The 16,746-nt window shown below is 72.3% G+C and carries 13 protein-coding genes; 7 read left to right on the top strand and 6 right to left on the bottom strand.

Features of this window, described 5'->3' with window-relative positions; translation table 11 throughout:
* Nucleotides 1-4 precede the first annotated feature (4 nt).
* Entirely contained in the window at nt 5-982 is a 978-nt protein-coding gene (locus tag ACFFR3_RS30495) for an ABC transporter ATP-binding protein (RefSeq protein ID WP_345409233.1), read from the top strand.
* Nucleotides 983-1,014: 32 nt separating this feature from the next.
* On the opposite strand, the gene ACFFR3_RS30490 is transcribed toward ACFFR3_RS30495, so the two are convergent.
* From ACFFR3_RS30490 to ACFFR3_RS30480, 3 genes are all read right to left on the bottom strand, one after another.
* A complete protein-coding gene (locus ACFFR3_RS30490) occupies nt 1,015-1,698 on the bottom strand; it encodes a response regulator (RefSeq protein WP_346114457.1) in 684 nt (227 codons plus the stop codon).
* Nucleotides 1,695-2,879 (bottom strand): sensor histidine kinase, encoded by a 1,185-nt coding sequence (locus ACFFR3_RS30485; RefSeq protein ID WP_364378624.1) that lies wholly within the window; start codon nt 2,877-2,879, stop codon nt 1,695-1,697. Before ACFFR3_RS30485 ends, ACFFR3_RS30490 begins: the two co-directional genes overlap by 4 nt.
* A gap of 90 nt (nt 2,880-2,969) precedes the next feature.
* Entirely contained in the window at nt 2,970-3,830 is an 861-nt protein-coding gene (locus ACFFR3_RS30480; protein ID WP_364378288.1) for a RecB family exonuclease, read from the bottom strand.
* Between the two features lie 111 nt (nt 3,831-3,941).
* Between ACFFR3_RS30480 and ACFFR3_RS30475 the strand changes: the two genes are divergently transcribed.
* Both ACFFR3_RS30475 and ACFFR3_RS30470 read left to right on the top strand, forming a co-directional pair.
* Nucleotides 3,942-5,078 (top strand): site-2 protease family protein, encoded by a 1,137-nt coding sequence (locus tag ACFFR3_RS30475; protein WP_364378290.1) that lies wholly within the window; start codon nt 3,942-3,944, stop codon nt 5,076-5,078.
* A gap of 344 nt (nt 5,079-5,422) precedes the next feature.
* Nucleotides 5,423-6,949 carry an FHA domain-containing protein gene (locus tag ACFFR3_RS30470; protein ID WP_379484256.1) on the top strand — a complete coding sequence of 509 codons (1,527 nt, stop codon included), beginning with the start codon at nt 5,423-5,425 and terminating at the stop codon, nt 6,947-6,949.
* Between the two features lie 98 nt (nt 6,950-7,047).
* Here the strand turns inward: ACFFR3_RS30470 and ACFFR3_RS30465 are convergent, their stop codons facing one another.
* From ACFFR3_RS30465 to ACFFR3_RS30455, 3 genes are all read right to left on the bottom strand, one after another.
* Nucleotides 7,048-7,884 (bottom strand): sugar nucleotide-binding protein, encoded by an 837-nt coding sequence (locus tag ACFFR3_RS30465; protein WP_345385888.1) that lies wholly within the window; start codon nt 7,882-7,884, stop codon nt 7,048-7,050.
* Nucleotides 7,885-8,188: 304 nt separating this feature from the next.
* Nucleotides 8,189-8,692 carry a hypothetical protein gene (locus ACFFR3_RS30460; RefSeq protein ID WP_364378296.1) on the bottom strand — a complete coding sequence of 168 codons (504 nt, stop codon included), beginning with the start codon at nt 8,690-8,692 and terminating at the stop codon, nt 8,189-8,191.
* Between the two features lie 222 nt (nt 8,693-8,914).
* Nucleotides 8,915-10,009 (bottom strand): GNAT family N-acetyltransferase, encoded by a 1,095-nt coding sequence (locus ACFFR3_RS30455; RefSeq protein WP_364378298.1) that lies wholly within the window; start codon nt 10,007-10,009, stop codon nt 8,915-8,917.
* Nucleotides 10,010-10,064: 55 nt separating this feature from the next.
* Between ACFFR3_RS30455 and ACFFR3_RS30450 the strand changes: the two genes are divergently transcribed.
* The 4 genes from ACFFR3_RS30450 to ACFFR3_RS30435 all read left to right on the top strand — a co-directional run bounded on the left by ACFFR3_RS30450 (nt 10,065) and on the right by ACFFR3_RS30435 (nt 16,734).
* Nucleotides 10,065-10,916, top strand: a complete 852-nt coding sequence (locus ACFFR3_RS30450; RefSeq protein WP_355430611.1) for a tRNA (adenine-N1)-methyltransferase — start codon at nt 10,065-10,067, stop codon at nt 10,914-10,916.
* 204 nt (nt 10,917-11,120) lie between these two features.
* Nucleotides 11,121-12,884: a proteasome ATPase gene (arc, locus tag ACFFR3_RS30445; RefSeq protein ID WP_345385880.1), complete on the top strand. Its 1,764-nt coding sequence runs from the start codon at nt 11,121-11,123 to the stop codon at nt 12,882-12,884.
* A gap of 297 nt (nt 12,885-13,181) precedes the next feature.
* On the top strand, nt 13,182-15,698 hold the full coding sequence (locus tag ACFFR3_RS30440) for a carbamoyltransferase HypF (RefSeq protein ID WP_379484255.1): 2,517 nt from the start codon (nt 13,182-13,184) through the stop codon (nt 15,696-15,698).
* A gap of 10 nt (nt 15,699-15,708) precedes the next feature.
* On the top strand, nt 15,709-16,734 hold the full coding sequence (locus tag ACFFR3_RS30435) for a pyridoxal-phosphate dependent enzyme (RefSeq protein WP_379484254.1): 1,026 nt from the start codon (nt 15,709-15,711) through the stop codon (nt 16,732-16,734).
* The last annotated feature ends 12 nt before the right edge of the window (nt 16,735-16,746 follow it).

Here is a 16,746-nt window from a genome sequence, read left to right as displayed (position 1 = left end):
GGACATGGAGAAGCACTTCCCCGTGACGAAGGGCCTGCTCAAAAGGCAGGTCGGCGCCGTCAAGGCGGTCGACGGAATCAGCTTCGAGGTGTACAAGGGCGAGACGCTCGGCCTGGTGGGGGAGTCCGGCTGCGGCAAGTCCACCACGGGACGCCTGGTCACCCGCCTGCTGGAGCCCACCGCCGGCAAGGTGGTCTTCGAGGGCCAGGACATCACGCACATGAGCCAGGGCCGGCTGCGGCCGCTCAGGCGCGACATGCAGATGATCTTCCAGGACCCCTACTCGTCGCTCAACCCCCGCCACACGGTCGGCGCCATCGTCGGCGCGCCGTTCCGCATCCAGGGCGTGCAGACCGAGAACGGCGTCAAGAAGGCCGTCCAGGAGATCCTGGAGCTGGTCGGGCTCAACCCCGAGCACTACAACCGCTACCCGCACGAGTTCTCCGGCGGGCAGCGCCAGCGCATCGGCATCGCCCGTACGCTCGCGCTCAAGCCCAAACTCATCATCGCCGACGAGCCGGTCTCCGCGCTCGACGTGTCCATCCAGGCCCAGGTCGTCAACCTGCTGGAGGACCTGCAGCGCGAGCTGGACCTGACCTACGTCGTGATCGCCCACGACCTGTCGGTGGTGCGGCACATCAGCGACCGCGTCGCCGTCATGTACCTCGGCAAGATCGTCGAGGTGGCCGACCGCAAGCAGCTCTACACCTCGCCGATGCACCCGTACACCAACGCGCTGCTGTCGGCCGTGCCCGTGCCCGACCCCAAGGGCGCCAAGGGACGCGAGCGCATCCGCCTCACCGGCGACGTGCCGAGCCCGCTCAACCCGCCGCCCGCCTGCCGCTTCCACACCCGCTGCTGGAAGGCGCAGGAGATCTGCAAGACGGTCGAGCCGCCGCTGCAGGCGCTGGCCACCGGCCACCAGGTGGCCTGCCACTTCCCGGAGAACGCCCCCGAGACGACCGCCGCCAAGGCGGGCTAGCCGCACCTCCGCGCGCCGGGCGCCCCCTTGTCCTAGGAGATGGCGCCCGGCGTGATCAACCCGGTCTCGTACGCCAGCACCACGGCCTGCACCCGGTCACGCAGCCCCAGCTTCGTCAGCACGTTGCCGACGTGCGTCTTGACCGTCGTCTCGCTCACCACGAGCTTGGCCGCGATCTCCGCGTTGGACATGCCCTTGGCGATGAGCCGCAGCACCTCGAGCTCCCGCTCGGTCAGCCGGTCGAGCCGCGCGGGCGCCGCCTGCTCGTACGCTGACGGCAGCCGCGTCGCGAACCTGTCGAGCAGCCGCCGCGTCACGCTCGGCGCCACGATCGCGTCGCCCGCCGCCACCACCCTGATCGCCTGCACCAGCTCGTCGGGCGGCACGTCCTTCAGCAGGAACCCCGACGCGCCCGAGCGCAGCGCCTCCACGATGTACTCGTCGAGGTCGAACGTGGTCAGCACCAGCACCTTCGGCACGTGCGCGGCCGGCGCCGCCTCCCGCACGATGCGGCGGGTCGCCTCGATGCCGTCGACCCCCGGCATGCGGATGTCCATCAGCACGACGTCGGGCAGCAACGCCCTCGTCTGCTCCTGCGCGTCCTTGCCGTCGCCCGCCTGGCCCACCACCGTGATGTCGGGCTCGGCCTCGAGGATCAGGCGGAAACCGGTACGCAGCAGCGGCTGGTCGTCCACCAGCAGCACTCTGATCGTCATTGGCCGTCCTTCAACGGGAACCGGGCCCGCACTTCGAAACCGCCCCCCGGCAGCGGACCGATGTTCAGGATTCCACCATAGAGCGTGACACGTTCGCGAATGCCGACCAAGCCGTGCCCTTCGGACCTGGGCTCCCCGGCCGCCGCGCCCACGCCGTCGCCCACGCCGTCGTCCTCCACCCGCACGTCCAGCTCGCCCGGCTCGTAGCGGACCGTCACCGTCGCCTTCGCGCCCGCGCCCGCGTGCCGCAGGCTGTTGGTCAGCGCCTCCTGCACCGTCCGGTACGCCGCCAGGTCCACCCCCGCGGGCAGCGCCACCTCGGCGCCCTCCACCTGCAGCCGCACCGGCAGCCCCGCCTCCCGCATCAGCTCCACCAGCGCGGGCAGGTCGCGCACGGCCGGCTGCGGGCCCAGCTCCGCCTGCGCGTCCGTGCGCAGCACGCCCACGATGTTGCGCATCTCCGTCATCGCCAGCCGCCCGGTGTGCTCCACCGCCGACAGCGCCTCACGCGCCAGCTCGGGGTCGGTGGCCAGCACCCGCCGCGCGGCCGCCGCCTGCACCGTCATCACGCTCACGTGGTGGGCCACCACGTCGTGCAGCTCGCGGGCGATGCGTGAACGCTCCTCCGCCCGCGCCGCCCTGGTGTCGGCCGCGTGCGCCCGCTCCAGCCGCGCCGCACGGTCCTTCAGCTCCTCCATGTACGCCCGGCGCAGCCGCAGGCTCCTGCCCGCCCCCCACACCGCCACCAGGACCACGGCGACGATGACGTACTGGTTCCAGGCCACCGGCCCGACGGGACCGGCCGCCGCGCCCGTGAGATACGCCACCAGCGACACCACCAGCGCCACCAGCGAGATCGCCAGCCCCCGGTGCGCGGCCACCGAGTACAGCAGCACCATCCCCGACAGGCTCGACGTGCCGGTGCCGTAGCCGAGCGAGCTGAGCAGCGTCTCCGGCACCAGGCCCGCCCACAGGGCGCTCAGCGGCCAGCGCCGCCGCACCACGATGGGGGCGCAGGCCAGCACCACCAGCAGCCCGCCGAGCGCGTCCGGTGGCCGCATGCCGTGCACCGGCAGCCCCTCGGCCTGCAGCCGCTCGGGCCCGTAGAGCACGAACAGTGCCACGGAGGCCACGGCCACCACCCCGGCGAGCACCGTGTCGTGGAGCCTGCTCCGATCCATGCGCACCGCTTCACTGTAAGACCAGGTGAGAGCCCGCAACCTCCTCCCACGGGAGGAAAAGCACCCATCTGATCCCCAACCTGGGGGCGGTCAGAGCTCGTCGGTGGCCGCCCGCCGGCTGCTGCGCACGGTGTCGCCCGGCTGCCGGTCGGGCACCGGGGGAGGGGTGCCGCCGAACTCGGGGCACAGCGCCTGATGGTCGCACCAGTCGCACAATCTGCTGCGCCGCGCCCGCCACTCGCCGGTCTCCAGCGACCGCTCGATCGCCGCCCACAGCGCCATCACCTTGCGCTCGGTGGCCAGCAGGTCGGCCTCGTCTGGCGCGTACCGCAGCACCTCGCCCCGCCCGCCCAGATAGACCAGCTGCAGCAGCCGCGGCACCTCGCCGCGCAGCCGCCACAGCACCAGCGCGTAGAACTTCATCTGGAACAGCGCCTTGGCCTCGAAGTCGGGCCCGGGCGCGCTGCCCGTCTTGTAGTCGACCACCCGGACCTCGCCGGTCGGCGCCACGTCGATCCTGTCGACGTAGCCGCGCAGCATCAGCCCGCCGTCGAGCACCGCCTCCACATAGAGCTCGCGCTCGGCCGGCTCCAGCCGCGTCGGGTCCTCCAGCGTGAAGTAGCGCTCCAGCATGCCGCGCGCCTGCGCCAGCCACTCGGCCTGCTCAGCATCGTCGGCGAACATCTGCGCGTATTGGGGGTCGTCGGCCAGCAGCCGCTCCCACTGCGGCTCCAGCAGCTCCAGCGCCGCCTGGACCGAGCGGCGCGGCGCCGGCAGGTCATAGAGCCGCTCCAGCACCGCGTGGACCACCGTGCCGCGCACCGCCGCCTGCGACGGCTTCTCCGGGAGCTGGTCGATCACCCGGAAGCGGTAGAGCAGGGGACAGGTCATGAAATCGCCCGCCCGGGACGGGGAGAGAGCTCCGATGATCACCGGCTCGGTCAACGTCATGCACCGCACTCTAGGTCAAGACGCCGACAGAATAACCTTCGCGGAACCAGGATCACGTGATCCGGCGCGTAGCATCAAGGCAGCAACAGCACGTATTGGACGAGGAGTGCGGTGAGCGAGCAGAGCCCGCGGCAGGAGTTCTCCGGACTACGCATGGGCAGACCCTTCGGCATTCCGGTGTACGTCTCCTGGACGTGGTTCCTGGTGGCGGGCTTCATCACCGTGATGTTCGGGCCACAGATGCGGCAGATGCTGCCGTACCTGGACGAGTTCGCCGCCTACGGCATCGCGTTCGTCTTCGCGGTCCTCCTCTACGTCTCCGTGCTGCTGCACGAGCTGGCGCACAGCGTGCTCGCCAAGGCCTACGGCCTGCCCGTCCGCCGCATCACCCTCTACCTCCTGGGCGGCGTCTCCGAGATCGAGAAGGAGCCGCCCACCCCCGGCAAGGAGTTCATGGTCGCCGCCGCGGGGCCCGCGCTGTCGCTCGCGCTGGCCGGCCTCGGCGGGCTCGCCGACCTCTTCCTCATCAACGACGGCGGCATCCTCGAGGTGCTCACCTGGCAGCTGTGGTTCGCCAACCTCATCGTCGGCGTCTTCAACCTGCTGCCGGGGCTGCCGCTCGACGGCGGCAGGATGCTGCGCGCCGGCGTGTGGAAGCTGGCGGGCAACCCCGGCTCCGGCACCGTCGTGGCCGCCTGGGGCGGGCGGGTGCTGGCCGTGGCGCTCGTGGCCTTCCCGCTGGTGACCGCGCTGACCAGCGAGCGCGACTTCGACCCCGTCGACCTGCTGTGGCCGGTGGTGCTCGCCTCGTTCATCTGGATGGGAGCCAGCCAGTCGCTGCGCGTCGCCAAGATCCGGGCCCGGATCCCGCAGGTCAACGCCCGTACGCTGGCCCGCAGGGCGATCCCCGTCGCCGCCGAGACGCCGCTCTCCGAGGCGCTGCGCCAGGCCGGCGAGCAGCGCGCGGGCGCCATGGTCGTCGTCGACCACGAGGGCAGGCCGGTGGCCATCGTGCACGAGGCGGCCGTCCAGGCCACCCCCGAGCACCGCCGCCCCTGGGTCAACGTCGGCTCGCTGGCCAAGTCGCTCGAGCGCACCATGATCCTGGGCGCCGACCTGGCGGGCGAGGCGCTCATCGAGGCCATGCGCGACGCCCCCGGCAGCGAATACCTGCTCGTCGAGCCCGGCGGCGAGATCTACGGCGTGCTCGCCACCGCCGATGTGAACAAGGTTTTCATCGGCGTCTGATTTGTCCCACTCGTTTAAGCGGCGGCCCATCGATAGGGTCGTGTCCAGCAGTTTCGCGCCGGCCGCCGCCGGTCCCCATGCGATTTCTGCGATGCGACGACTGGCCGATAGTGTTCTGTTTGGCCAAACTTGCACAGTTAAGAGGTTTGTTGCGGCCCACCGGTTCATCGAATCGAGACGACGGGGCCGCGACACGGCCTCCGCGTCTGGGTATGCGTATGGCTGGTGGCCAGCACGGCAGTGCGGGGTGCCGTAACATCGCCGGCTTCCGGGGAGGAGAGTTGAGTGACCGAGCGCAGCGAGGGCACCGATGAGCGCAGCACGGTCGTCTTGAGGGAGGACGCATGACCGGCCATGGATTCGGAGTGGTGCGTCCGCTTCCCGGAAACGGGCTCGTCGCCTACACCGGCGGCCTGCTGCTGGTGTGCGACTCGGCCGAGTCCGCCGCCGACGCGCTGCTCGAGGCGCTGCGCGAGACGGCCGAATCAGGCGGCGACGGCCGCGCCCTGGCCCGCCGCGCCGCGCAGGTGCTGGCGGCCAACATGGCGGGCGACCCGGCCACCTGCGCCGTCGCGGGCCCCGTCGGCGACGGCGTCGCCGTCCTCGTCAGCGGCTCCGCCTCCGCCACCGTCACCACCCCTGGCGGCGACACGCGGCTGGCCGGCAGCGACTCCCTGACCTGGGCCGACCGCCTCGTCACCGGCCCCGTCGACCGCGTCGAGCTCAGCCTGCCCGGCGTCGGCAGCCCCCACCACGCCGTCCGCCTCGACGGCGGCGTCGTCCACGGCGGCGGCCTCATCGGCGACCTCACCGACCAGCCCGCCCCGCAGCCGCCGGCCCCGGCCAGGATGCTGACCAGCGAGATGCCGGCCACCGGCCTGCACATGGAGCCCGACCTCATCCAGCCGCCCGCCCAGCAGCCGCCCGCCCCGCCGGAGCCGGTGCAGCAGCCCGCCGAGCAGCGGCCCCCCTACCCGCTGGCCGACCAGCCCCCGCTCACGCCTGGGCCGCACTCGGGCCCCCAGTCCGCCCACTCGGGCCCCCAGCCCATCCACCCGGCCCCCGAGCCGCCGCCCTACCAGCCCGAGCCCTCCTACCAGCCGGAGCCCTCCTACCAGCAGCAGGACTCCGGCTACCACGAGCCGCCCGCCTACCTCACCCCTCCCGAGCCGCCCTACCCGCCGGCGCAGGAGCAGCAGCCGTCGCTGCCCGAGCAGCAGCAGTTCCCCACCTACGACGAGCCACAGCCCGCCGGCAACGGCTCGGGCGACCACCCGGTGCCCCAGCACATGGGCCAGCCCGACCACTACGACCAGCCCGCGCCGCCCGTGCTCGGCCCGCCCGACCAGTTCGACCACCCGGGCCCGCCGCAGCAGGAGCAGCCCGAGCAGGGCGACCGGCCGATGGTCTACGGCGTCGACTGCAAGAACGACCACTTCAACGACCCGCGCGTGCCCTACTGCGCGGTCTGCGGCATCGCCCTCGTCCAGCGCACCCTCGTCCCCTACAAGGGCCCCCGCCCCTCGCTCGGCGTCCTCATCCTCGACGACGGCACCGCGCTGCCCCTCGAGAGCGACTACCTGCTCGGCCGCGACCCCGAGCGCGCCCCCGAAGTGGCCGGCGGCAGCGCCAGGCCCGCCAAGGTGACCAGCCCCGACGGCTCGGTCTCCCGGCGCCACCTGCGCGTCGCCCTCGACGGCTGGGACGTCAACCTGGTCGACCTGGGCTCCGTCAACGGCACCCAGATCCAGCCGCCCGGCGACCCCAACTTCTACGACATCCCGCCCAACGAACCCGTCACCATCGCACCGGGCACCACCGTCCGCGTCGGCGTCTCCCGCACCCTCCGCTTCGAGGCCCACCGCGGCTGACCCCCGGACTCAACGCGAAGGCGCCCGCACCTCCGGACTGGTCCGGAGCCGCGGGCGCTTCGCGTCGGGTGTGAGCGGAGCCGCGTGCCGTCGAGCCGTCAGGACCGGGTGGGTTTGAGGAACTCCGAGGCGCCGCGGAGGCGGACCTGGAGACGGCGCCGGGTGGCCGAGCAGTCCAGGTGGACCGCCAGCGGGCCCCGTACTCCTGCGGTGGCGCGAAGGCCGGGGCGCAGGCGTTCCTCCGGCAGGCCGTCTCTGCGGGCGATGAGCAGGCCCAGCTCGTAGCGGCTCACGGCCTCGGGGCCCGCCACGTGGTGGACGCCGGGCAGGTCGCGCTCGGCGAGCTCCAGCAGGGCCGCCGCCAGGTCCGCGACGTGGACGGGGCAGCGTACGTCGTCCGTGAACAGCACGCCCGATGCCGAGCCGGTCGCCAGCGCGCGCACGAACGCCTCATGGGTGGAGCCGCCGCCACCGACGATCAGGGACGTCCTGACGATCGCCGCCCCGGGCACCAGGGCCCGCACGGCGGTCTCGGCCGCCGCCTTGGCCGCCCCGTACGGGTTGACCGGGTCAGGCGGGCACGTCTCGTCGTAGGAGGGGGCGTCCCCGGAGAAGACGGCGTCGCTGGAGACGTGCACCAGCCGGCCACCCCAGCGGGCGACCGCCGCCGCCACGTGCGCCGCCCCGTCTGCCGTGGTGGCCCAGTCACCCGACCGGTACGCCGCGTTGATCGTCACATCGGGACGGAACCCGCCGACCACCTCCGCCACGGCCGCCCGCGACCGCACATCGGCAGGGAACCACTCGGCCGGCGAGGACCCGCCGCCCGCCGGGCCGCTGAAGCGGGTCGCACCCACCACGTGGCCGAGGCCGGCGCACAGCCGGATCAGCTCGCCGCCCAGGAACCCGCTGCCACCCACGATCAGCACCCTCATGAGCGGCCACGCTACAACCTCCTCAGGAGGAGGCCGGATCCCCGGCGCGGTCGGGGATCCGGCTGCCCGCGGGGGAGCGGCGGAATCACCGGCGAAATCCGCAACTCCCGGAAATTCGAATTACTCTTTCCGTCCGGCCCAATAGGAAGATCTTCCCGTCCGGGAACGCGATTACCGGCCGCGTCCACGGGGGAAAGCACCCCGGAAGCGGTCGTCCCGATCCCCGCGATCCGGCCCGTCCCGAAGCAACCGGGATCAGGCGGGGGATCACACCGGGGATCACGCCGGGGATCACGCCGGGGGATCAGAGCGGAGACGGCCGGAAGGCCCGTACGCCGCGCAACAGCCGCACCGCCGCCTCCATCCCGCTCGCCGCCTCCAGAGCCCGGCCCGCCGCCGTCGCGTACCGGCTCAGCAGATGCTCGTCGGCGTCGCAGAACTCCCGCCCCGCGACCCACACGAACGCGTGATCCCGCGCCGACACCGGCACGGACGTCGCCAGGAACCCGGGCTCGCCCACCGACTCGTCCCTGGCCAGGCGCAGCGCCTGCCGGGAGGCGGCCAGCTCCTTCAACACCCCCGACTCGCGCAGCCACGCCCGCACGCGCAGCGGGTCGCCGGGCGGGCCGTGCACGTGGACGCAGCACGCGTCCTGCCGCAGCGGGTCCACGCGGACGAACCCCGCGTACGCGGTGCCCGCGATCGCGGCGGCGGCACGCGCCAGCCGATCGATCAGGTCCGTGAGCTCCACGCCGGAGAACACGGTGATGAGTTCACGCACGGCGACATCGACACGGTTGTATGGCATCGCGGTGATCCCTCGAGGCGGGAGGGGGCGAGCTCGCGCAGCCCGTTCGCACGAAACTCACCTGCGGGTTCCCTGACTATCGCCCCCGACGCGGCTCTTGACCAGCCTCCAACAGGAAATCGGGATTTTTGCTCACTCGTGACGCTCGTCCCGTCACGGAGGCCCCATCCGTCCCCGAATCGGCGCGGCCGCCGGCCCCCGCCGGCCGCGCCTCATCGCCGCTCAGGACCCGGAGCGGACGACCGCCCAGTAGACGTCGTCGGCCCGCGTCCCGTCCCGCCTCGGCAGCAGCTCCCGGTGCAGCCCCTCCCGCTGGAACCCGGCCCGCTCCAGCACCGCGTGCGAGGCCGCGTTCGTGACGTCGGTGCCGGCCACGATCCGGTGCAGCGGCGTCGCCGCGAACGCCCAGTCGACCAGCAGCCGTACGGCCCGCGTCATGAACCCGCGCCCGCGGAACTCCGGCACCAGCGAGTAGCCGATCATCGCCTGCCCCAGCGCCGGAGCGACCTGCATGAGCTGCAGATGCCCCGCGAAGGCGTCGGAGGCGGCGTCCCTGATCGCCAGCTCGACGCGCTGCCCCGACCGCCACCAGTAGCCGGTGTAGCGGCAGCGCCGCTCGTCGTCCTCCAGCGCGGTCGGCGGCCCCACGGAGAAGGCGGACACGCTCGGCTCTGCCATCATCCGGTGGAAGTCGCCTGCGTCGCCCGGGCCCATCGGCGCGAGCCGCACCACGCCGTCGCTCAGCTCACCGCCGGGGAAGAACGGCAGGTACGGCTCGGTGCCCGCCACCCCCTCGCCCCGCAGCCTGGCGAACGTCACGACGTCGGCCCACCGCCCGTCACGCAGCCGCACCGCGTCACGCCGCCGGCCCTCCTCGACGAACCCGGCGCGGTAGGCCATCCGCAGCGCCGGCACGTTCTCCACCTCGGCCTGCACCTCGACCCTGCGCACGCCGTGGTCGAACAGCCAGTCGGTCACCGCCCGCACCGCCGTCGCCGCCACGCCGCCGCCCCGGGCCCACGGCGCCACCAGGCAGCCCAGCCCGGACGTCTCACAGGGGTCGGGCGGGCTCGCCCAGACGCCGCCGGCGTAACGGCCGTCGTGGACGATCGCGTACGCCGCCCCGCCGTCCTCCCACCGCACCGCCGCCCGCTTGACCTCCGCCAGCGCCTCCTCCACCGCGTACGGCCGGGGCAGCCACGGCAGGAACCGCCCCGTCACCGCGTCGCCGCACGCCTCGGCGATGGCCGCCGCGTCCGCCTCCACGGGGGGACGCAGGATGAGCGGGCCGGTGGAGATCACGTCGCGAGGGAGCATCCCCCATAGATATCGTGCGTCCTGACGCGCCCGAAAGCCCTATAACCTTGCCGCCATGGGTTTCCGCAGGCATGGGCCTTTTCAGGCAGGGGATCAGGTGCAGCTCACCGACCCCAAGAACAAGCGCCACACGATCACGCTCAAAGAGGACGGCGTCTTCCACACCCACAAGGGCGCCATCCCCCACAGCGACCTGATCGGGCAGCCCGAGGGCTCCGTGGTGCGCTCGTCCGGCGGCACCCAATACCTCGCCTTCCGCCATCTGCTGCAGGACTACACGCTCGCGATGCCGCGCGGCGCGGCGGTCATCTACCCCAAGGACGCCTCGATGATCGTCGGCATGGCCGACGTCTTCCCCGGCGCCCGCGTCATCGAGGCCGGCGTCGGCTCCGGCGCGCTGACCTGCTTCCTGCTGCGCGCGGTCGGCCCCGACGGCCACGTCACCTCCTACGAGCGCCGCGAGGAGTTCGCCGACGTGGCGCGCAAGAACGTCGAGAAGTTCTACGGCGGCCCGATGGACGACAACTGGCGCCTGGTCGTGGGCGACCTCGTGGCCTCCATCGACGAGGCCGACGTCGACCGCGTCATCCTCGACATGCTGGCCCCGTGGGAGTGCGTCGACGCCGCCGCCAAGGCCCTCACGCCGGGCGGCGTGATCTGCTGCTACGTCGCGACGACCACGCAGATGTCCAAGACGGTCGAGGCCATTCGCGATCACGGGTGTTTCACCGAGCCGCATGCGTGGGAGACCCTGGTTCGCGACTGGCATGTCGAAGGGCTCGCCGTACGGCCTGATCACCGCATGATCGGCCACACCGGGTTCCTCGTCTCCGCCCGCCGCATGGCCGACGGCGTGACCCCGCCGCCGCGCCGCCGCCGACCGAAGGGGACGACTGAAGAACTATGACAATTTGGCCACGAGGGCGCGTTGGTGCGTGACACGGGAACAGATCGTCGTGTTCCTATGCTGGGAGTATTAAACGCACTATTGGGGATTATTCGCCGAATACTGAATGTCACTCTACGAACACTGCCCGGCCAGGTTACGGAGGGGCCCGAGATAGGTAAGGTCCTTAGTAGTCGCCCTCGACTGGGAAGGAGGTGACGGGGCGTGGCAGCTCGCGATGATGCTGAGGCTCGAGCCGCGCAGCGCGAACGGGAGGTCGCTGATCTTTCAACACAGGTCTCCTTCCTCCAGGAGGAGATCACCGCGCTGAGGCGGAAGCTGGCTGAGTCACCCCGTCAGGCCAGGGTCCTCGAAGAACGTCTCCACGAGGCACAGGCGAATCTCGCGGCCGTGACAGGCCAGAACGAGCGCCTGGTCGCCACACTCAAGGAGGCCCGGGACCAGATCGTCGCTCTCAAGGAGGAGGTCGACCGGCTGGCGCAGCCGCCATCCGGCTTCGGCACCTTCCTCGAGGCCAGAGAAGACGGCACGATCGAGGTGTTCACCGGCGGCCGCAAGCTCCGGGTGAACGTCAGCCCGTCCGTCGACGTCGACTCGCTGCGGCGTGGCCAGGAGGTCATGCTCAACGAGGCGCTCAACGTGGTCGAAGCCCTCGGCTACGAAGAGGTCGGCGAGATCGTGATGCTCAAAGAACTGCTCGACGAGGGCAAGCGGGCCCTGGTCATCTCGCACGCCGACGAAGAGCGCGTCGTGCGACTGGCCGAGTCGCTCGTCGGCCAGCCCATCAGGGCCGGCGACTCGCTCCTGCTCGAACCTCGCTCCGGCTACGTCTACGAGCGCATACCCAAGTCCGAAGTCGAAGAGCTCGTGCTCGAAGAGGTCCCCGACATCTCCTACGAGGAGATCGGCGGCCTCATGCGGCAGATCGAGCAGATCAGGGACGCCATCGAGCTGCCCTACCTGCACTCCGACCTGTTCCGCGAGCACAAGCTCCGTCCCCCGAAGGGCGTGCTGCTCTACGGCCCGCCCGGATGCGGCAAGACGCTCATCGCCAAGGCCGTCGCCAACTCCCTGGCCAAGCAGGTCGCGGAGAAGACCGGCCAGTCCGGCAAGAGCTTCTTCCTCAACATCAAGGGCCCGGAGCTGCTCAACAAGTACGTCGGCGAGACCGAGCGGCACATCCGCCTGGTCTTCCAGCGGGCCCGCGAAAAGGCCTCAGAGGGCACCCCGGTGATCGTGTTCTTCGACGAGATGGACTCGATCTTCCGCACCCGAGGCTCCGGCGTGTCCTCCGACGTGGAGAACACCATCGTCCCTCAGCTGCTGTCGGAGATCGACGGCGTCGAGGGCCTGGAGAACGTCATCGTCATCGGCGCCTCCAACCGCGAGGACATGATCGACCCGGCGATCCTGCGGCCCGGCCGCCTGGACGTCAAGATCAAGATCGAGCGGCCGGACGCCGAGGCGGCCAAGGACATCTTCTCGAAGTACCTCGTCTCCGACCTGCCTCTGCACCCCGACGACCTGGCGGAGCACACCGGCTCCCGCGAGGCCACCATCCAGGGGATGATCCAGAGCGTCGTCGAACGCATGTACACCGAGAGCGAGGAGAACCGCTTCCTCGAGGTGACCTACGCCAACGGCGACAAGGAAGTCCTCTACTTCAAGGACTTCAACTCCGGCGCGATGATCCAGAACATCGTCGACCGGGGCAAGAAGATGGCCATCAAGCAGTTCCTCGAAACCGGCCAGAAGGGCCTGCGGGTGCAGCACCTGCTCACGGCCTGCGTGGACGAGTTCTCCGAGAACGAGGACCTGCCCAACACCACCAACCCCGACGACTGGGCCCGCATCTCCGGCAAGAAGGGCGAGCGGATCGTCTACATCCGCACGCTGGTCTCCGGCAAGCAGGGCACAGAAGCCGGCCGGTCCATCGACACCGTCGCCAACACCGGCCAATACCTGTAGAACCTCTCGGACGGCAGGGCCGCGCGGCCACCACCGCGCGGCCCTGCCGCCTGTTGTGGTCCTGCCCGCGTCACGGCCTGCCTGCCCACGCCGAGTGGGGGCGGTGGGTCATTTCGGACAGGCCGTAGTGCCTCGGACGCGGCGCAGGTTTCGGACCTGCCGGTGGGTTTCGGACGCGAGCCCAGTCCTCCCGCGTGTCCCGTACGTTCAAGGAAAGACGGAAACGTCCCTCCATGCGGCGCGCCGACACGAGCCGATACGCATGCACGCCACCCCTGACAGGCGCACACTGGCCCTGTGACCACGCTCAAACGGGTAGACGTGCACGTCGAAGGCATCGTCCAGGGGGTGGGCTTCCGCCCGTTCGTCCACTCGCTCGCCAACCGCCTGGGCCTGTCGGGCCGGGTGAGGGGCGACGTCACCGGCGTGCACATCGAAGTCGAGGGCGCCTGCCAAGGCGTCGAGGAGTTCCTCACCGCACTCGAACGCGACGCCCCCTCCCTGTCCGAGATCGAACGCGTCACCGTCGTCAGCGGCGAACCCGCAGGCCACCGCGGCTTCACCATCGCCGCGACCGACCCCGCCAGACCCCGCACCGCCGCCACCCTCGCCGACACCGCCACCTGCGACGACTGCCTGCGCGAGCTGACCGACCCCACCGATCGCCGCCACCGCTACCCCTTCACCGGCTGCGCGAACTGCGGCCCCCGCCTCAGCATCACCCGCGCCCTGCCCGCCGACCGGCCCCACACCACCATGGCGCCCTTCACCATGTGCGCCGACTGCGCCCGCGAACACGACGACCCCGCGAGCCGCCGCCACCACGACGCCGCCACCTGCTGCCCCGCCTGCGGCCCCACCCTGACGCTGCGCGACCCGCGCGGCACCGAACTGTGCGGCGACCCCATCACCTGCGCCGCCGCCCTCCTGCGCGCCGGCCGCGTCGTCGCCGTCAAGGGGCTCGGCGGCTACCACCTCGCCGTCGCCGCCACCGGCGAACGGGCCGCCGCCACCCTGCGCGGACGCAAGCACCGCGCGGAGGAGCCGTTCACCGTCATGGCCGCCGACCTCGCCCAGGCCCGGCAGTACTGCGACATCGACGACACCGCCGCCACCCTCCTCACCAGCCCCGCCAGACCCGTCGTCCTCCTGCCGCTCCGCACAGACGCCCCCATCGCCCCCTCAGTCGCCCCACCCGTCGTCTCGTCGGCTGTGTCCGGGGCCGCCTCTTCGGCCGCGTCCTCTGGCGCCTCTTCGGCTGACTCTGCAGTCGCGTGCTCGGGCGGCCCGGGGCGCCGCACGCTCGGGATCACCCTCCCCGCCACGCCGCTGCACCACCTCCTGCTCGCCGAACTGGGCGCGCCTCTAGCGCTCACCGGCGGCGACGTCGCGGGGGAGCCCCTCGCGTACGAGGACGCCGACGCGCTCACCCGCCTGTCCGGCATCGCCGACGCCTTCCTCACCCACGACCGCGCCATCCACAGCCGCGCCGACGACACCGTCCTGCGCCCCATGGCCGGCGAGATCACCGTGCTGCGCCGCGGACGCGGCCACGCCCCGGAGCCCATCACCCTGCGCCGCCCCGCCCCACGCCCCGTCCTCGCCTGCGGGGCCACCGTCGCCGGCACCTTCTGCCTGCTGCAAGGGCGCCGCGCCCACCTCTCCCAGCACCTCGGCGACCTCGACGACCACGACACCCTGCGCACCTTCGCCGCGACCATCGACCACTACCAGGCCCTGCTCGGCATCCACCCCGAGATCGTCGCCCACGACGCGCACCCCGGCCACCTCGCCACCCGCCACGCCCTGGAGCTCACCGGCGTCGACCACGTCGCCGTCCAGCACCACCACGCTCACGTCGCCGCCTGCCTGGCCGACAACGGCGACCTCGGCCCCGTCATCGGCGTCGTTCTCGACGGGCTCGGCCACGGCCCCGACGGCACCCTGTGGGGCGGGGAGTTCCTGCGCGCCGACCTCACCGGCTACCAGCGCCTCGCCCACCTCGCCCCGGTGCCCATGCCGGGCGGGCCCGCCGCCGCCCGCCGCCCCTGGCGCATGGCCGCCGCCTACCTGCGCGACCACCCCTGCGACCCCGAGCTGCGCGACCGGCTCGCCGGCGCACTCCAGCAGGCCGGCAGCGGCCAGGAATCGCCGCTCACCTCCTGCGCGGGCCACCTGTTCGACGCCGTCGCCGCCCTGCTCGGCCTGCGCGAGACCATCACGTACGAGGGACAGGCCGCCGCCGAACTCGAACAGCTCACCGACCCAGCCGAAACCGGCGCCTACCCGGCCGCCCTGAGACAGCCCGCCGGACCGCTGGCCGCCGGACTCATGGCCGCAGGGCAATCCCCGGCCGCAGGGCAATCCCTTGCCGGGCCGACCGCCGCTGAGCTGGCCCGCGCTGAGCTGGCCCGCGCTGACTTGGCCCGCGCTGAGCCGGCCCCCGGCGAGCCGGCCTTCGCCGGGCTCGCCCCCGTCGGCGGTCTCCTCGTCCTGGAGGCGGCCGATCTCGTGCGGGCCGCCGCCGACGACCTCACCGCCGGTACCGACCCCGCCGTCATCGCCGGACGCTTCCACAACGGCCTCGCCGCCGCCGTCACCCGCACCTGCGCCGCGCTCAGGCAGGCCACCGGCCTGACCGCCGTCGCGCTCACCGGCGCGCTCTTCCATAACGCGCTCCTGCTCGAACGCACCCTGCAGCGGCTGCGGGCGGCCGGGTTCCGGGTCCTGCGGCACGTACGCGTGCCACCCGGCGACGGCGGGCTCAGCCTCGGCCAGGCCGCCGTCGCCGCCGCCCGCGACCACCCCGCCTAGCATGGCGATCATGGAGTTCCTCAACCCCGCCCGCACCCCGTACACCGCGGACGACCGAGCGCTCATCGGGGCCGGGCACGCCAGGTGGGCCCGCGCCCGCTTCGCCCGCCACCCTCGCTACCGGCCCACGCCCCTGCGCACCGTCCCGGGGCTGGCCGGCACGCTGGCCGCCGACGTCAAGGACGAGAGCGGCCGCATGGGGCTCGGCAGCTTCAAGGCGCTCGGCGGCGCGTACGCCGTCCACCTGCTCCACGAACGGGAGCCCGGCGGCGCCCCGTTCGTCTGCGCCAGCGCCGGCAACCACGGCATCTCCGTCGCCTCAGGAGCCGCGGAGGCGGGCGTCCCCTGCGTCGTCCACCTCAGCGAAGGCGTGCCCGAGACGTTCGCGGACCGGCTGCGCGGCCTCGGCGCCGAGGTACGCCGCAGCGGCCCCGACTACGAGGCCAGCATGGCGGCCGCCCTGGACGACGCCAGAACGCACGGCCTGCGCCTCGTGTCCGACAGCTCATGGCCCGGCTATACCGGCATCCCCCTCGACGTCATGCGCGGCTACACGGTGCTGTTCGACGAGGCCGCCGAGACCGGGCCGTACACGCACGTGGTCGTCCAGGCGGGCGTAGGCGGGCTGGCCGCCGCCGCGGCCGGGTACGTGCGCGACCGGTGGGGCGATCGGCCCAAGATCGTAGTCGTCGAACCCGAGGGCGCGCCCTGCCTGACCGAGAGCGCCCGCGCGGGCCGCCCCGTCCGCATCCCGGGCGGCCACACCACACTCGGCCGGCTCGACTGCCGCGAACCCTCCCTCCTCGCCCACCGCCTCCTCGGCCACCTCGCCGACCTCTACGTCACCGTCACCGACGAGCAGGCCGGCGCCGCCGCCCGGCTGCTCGCCGGCCACGGCATCGCCCTGTCCGGCTGCGGCGCCGCGGGAGCCGCCGGCCTGCTCGCCCTCACCTCCTCCGCCCGCGACGCCCTCCGCCTCGACGACACCTCACGCGTGTTGCTGGTGGGAACAGAGGGACCAGTGGAACCAGAGTGATCACTGATACGT

This window comes from Nonomuraea salmonea (assembly GCF_042428605.1).
Classification (GTDB): Bacteria; Actinomycetota; Actinomycetes; order Streptosporangiales; family Streptosporangiaceae; genus Nonomuraea; species Nonomuraea salmonea.
The sequence above is the reverse complement of the archived record's forward strand: the minus strand, read 5'-3'. Positions and strand labels throughout refer to the sequence as shown.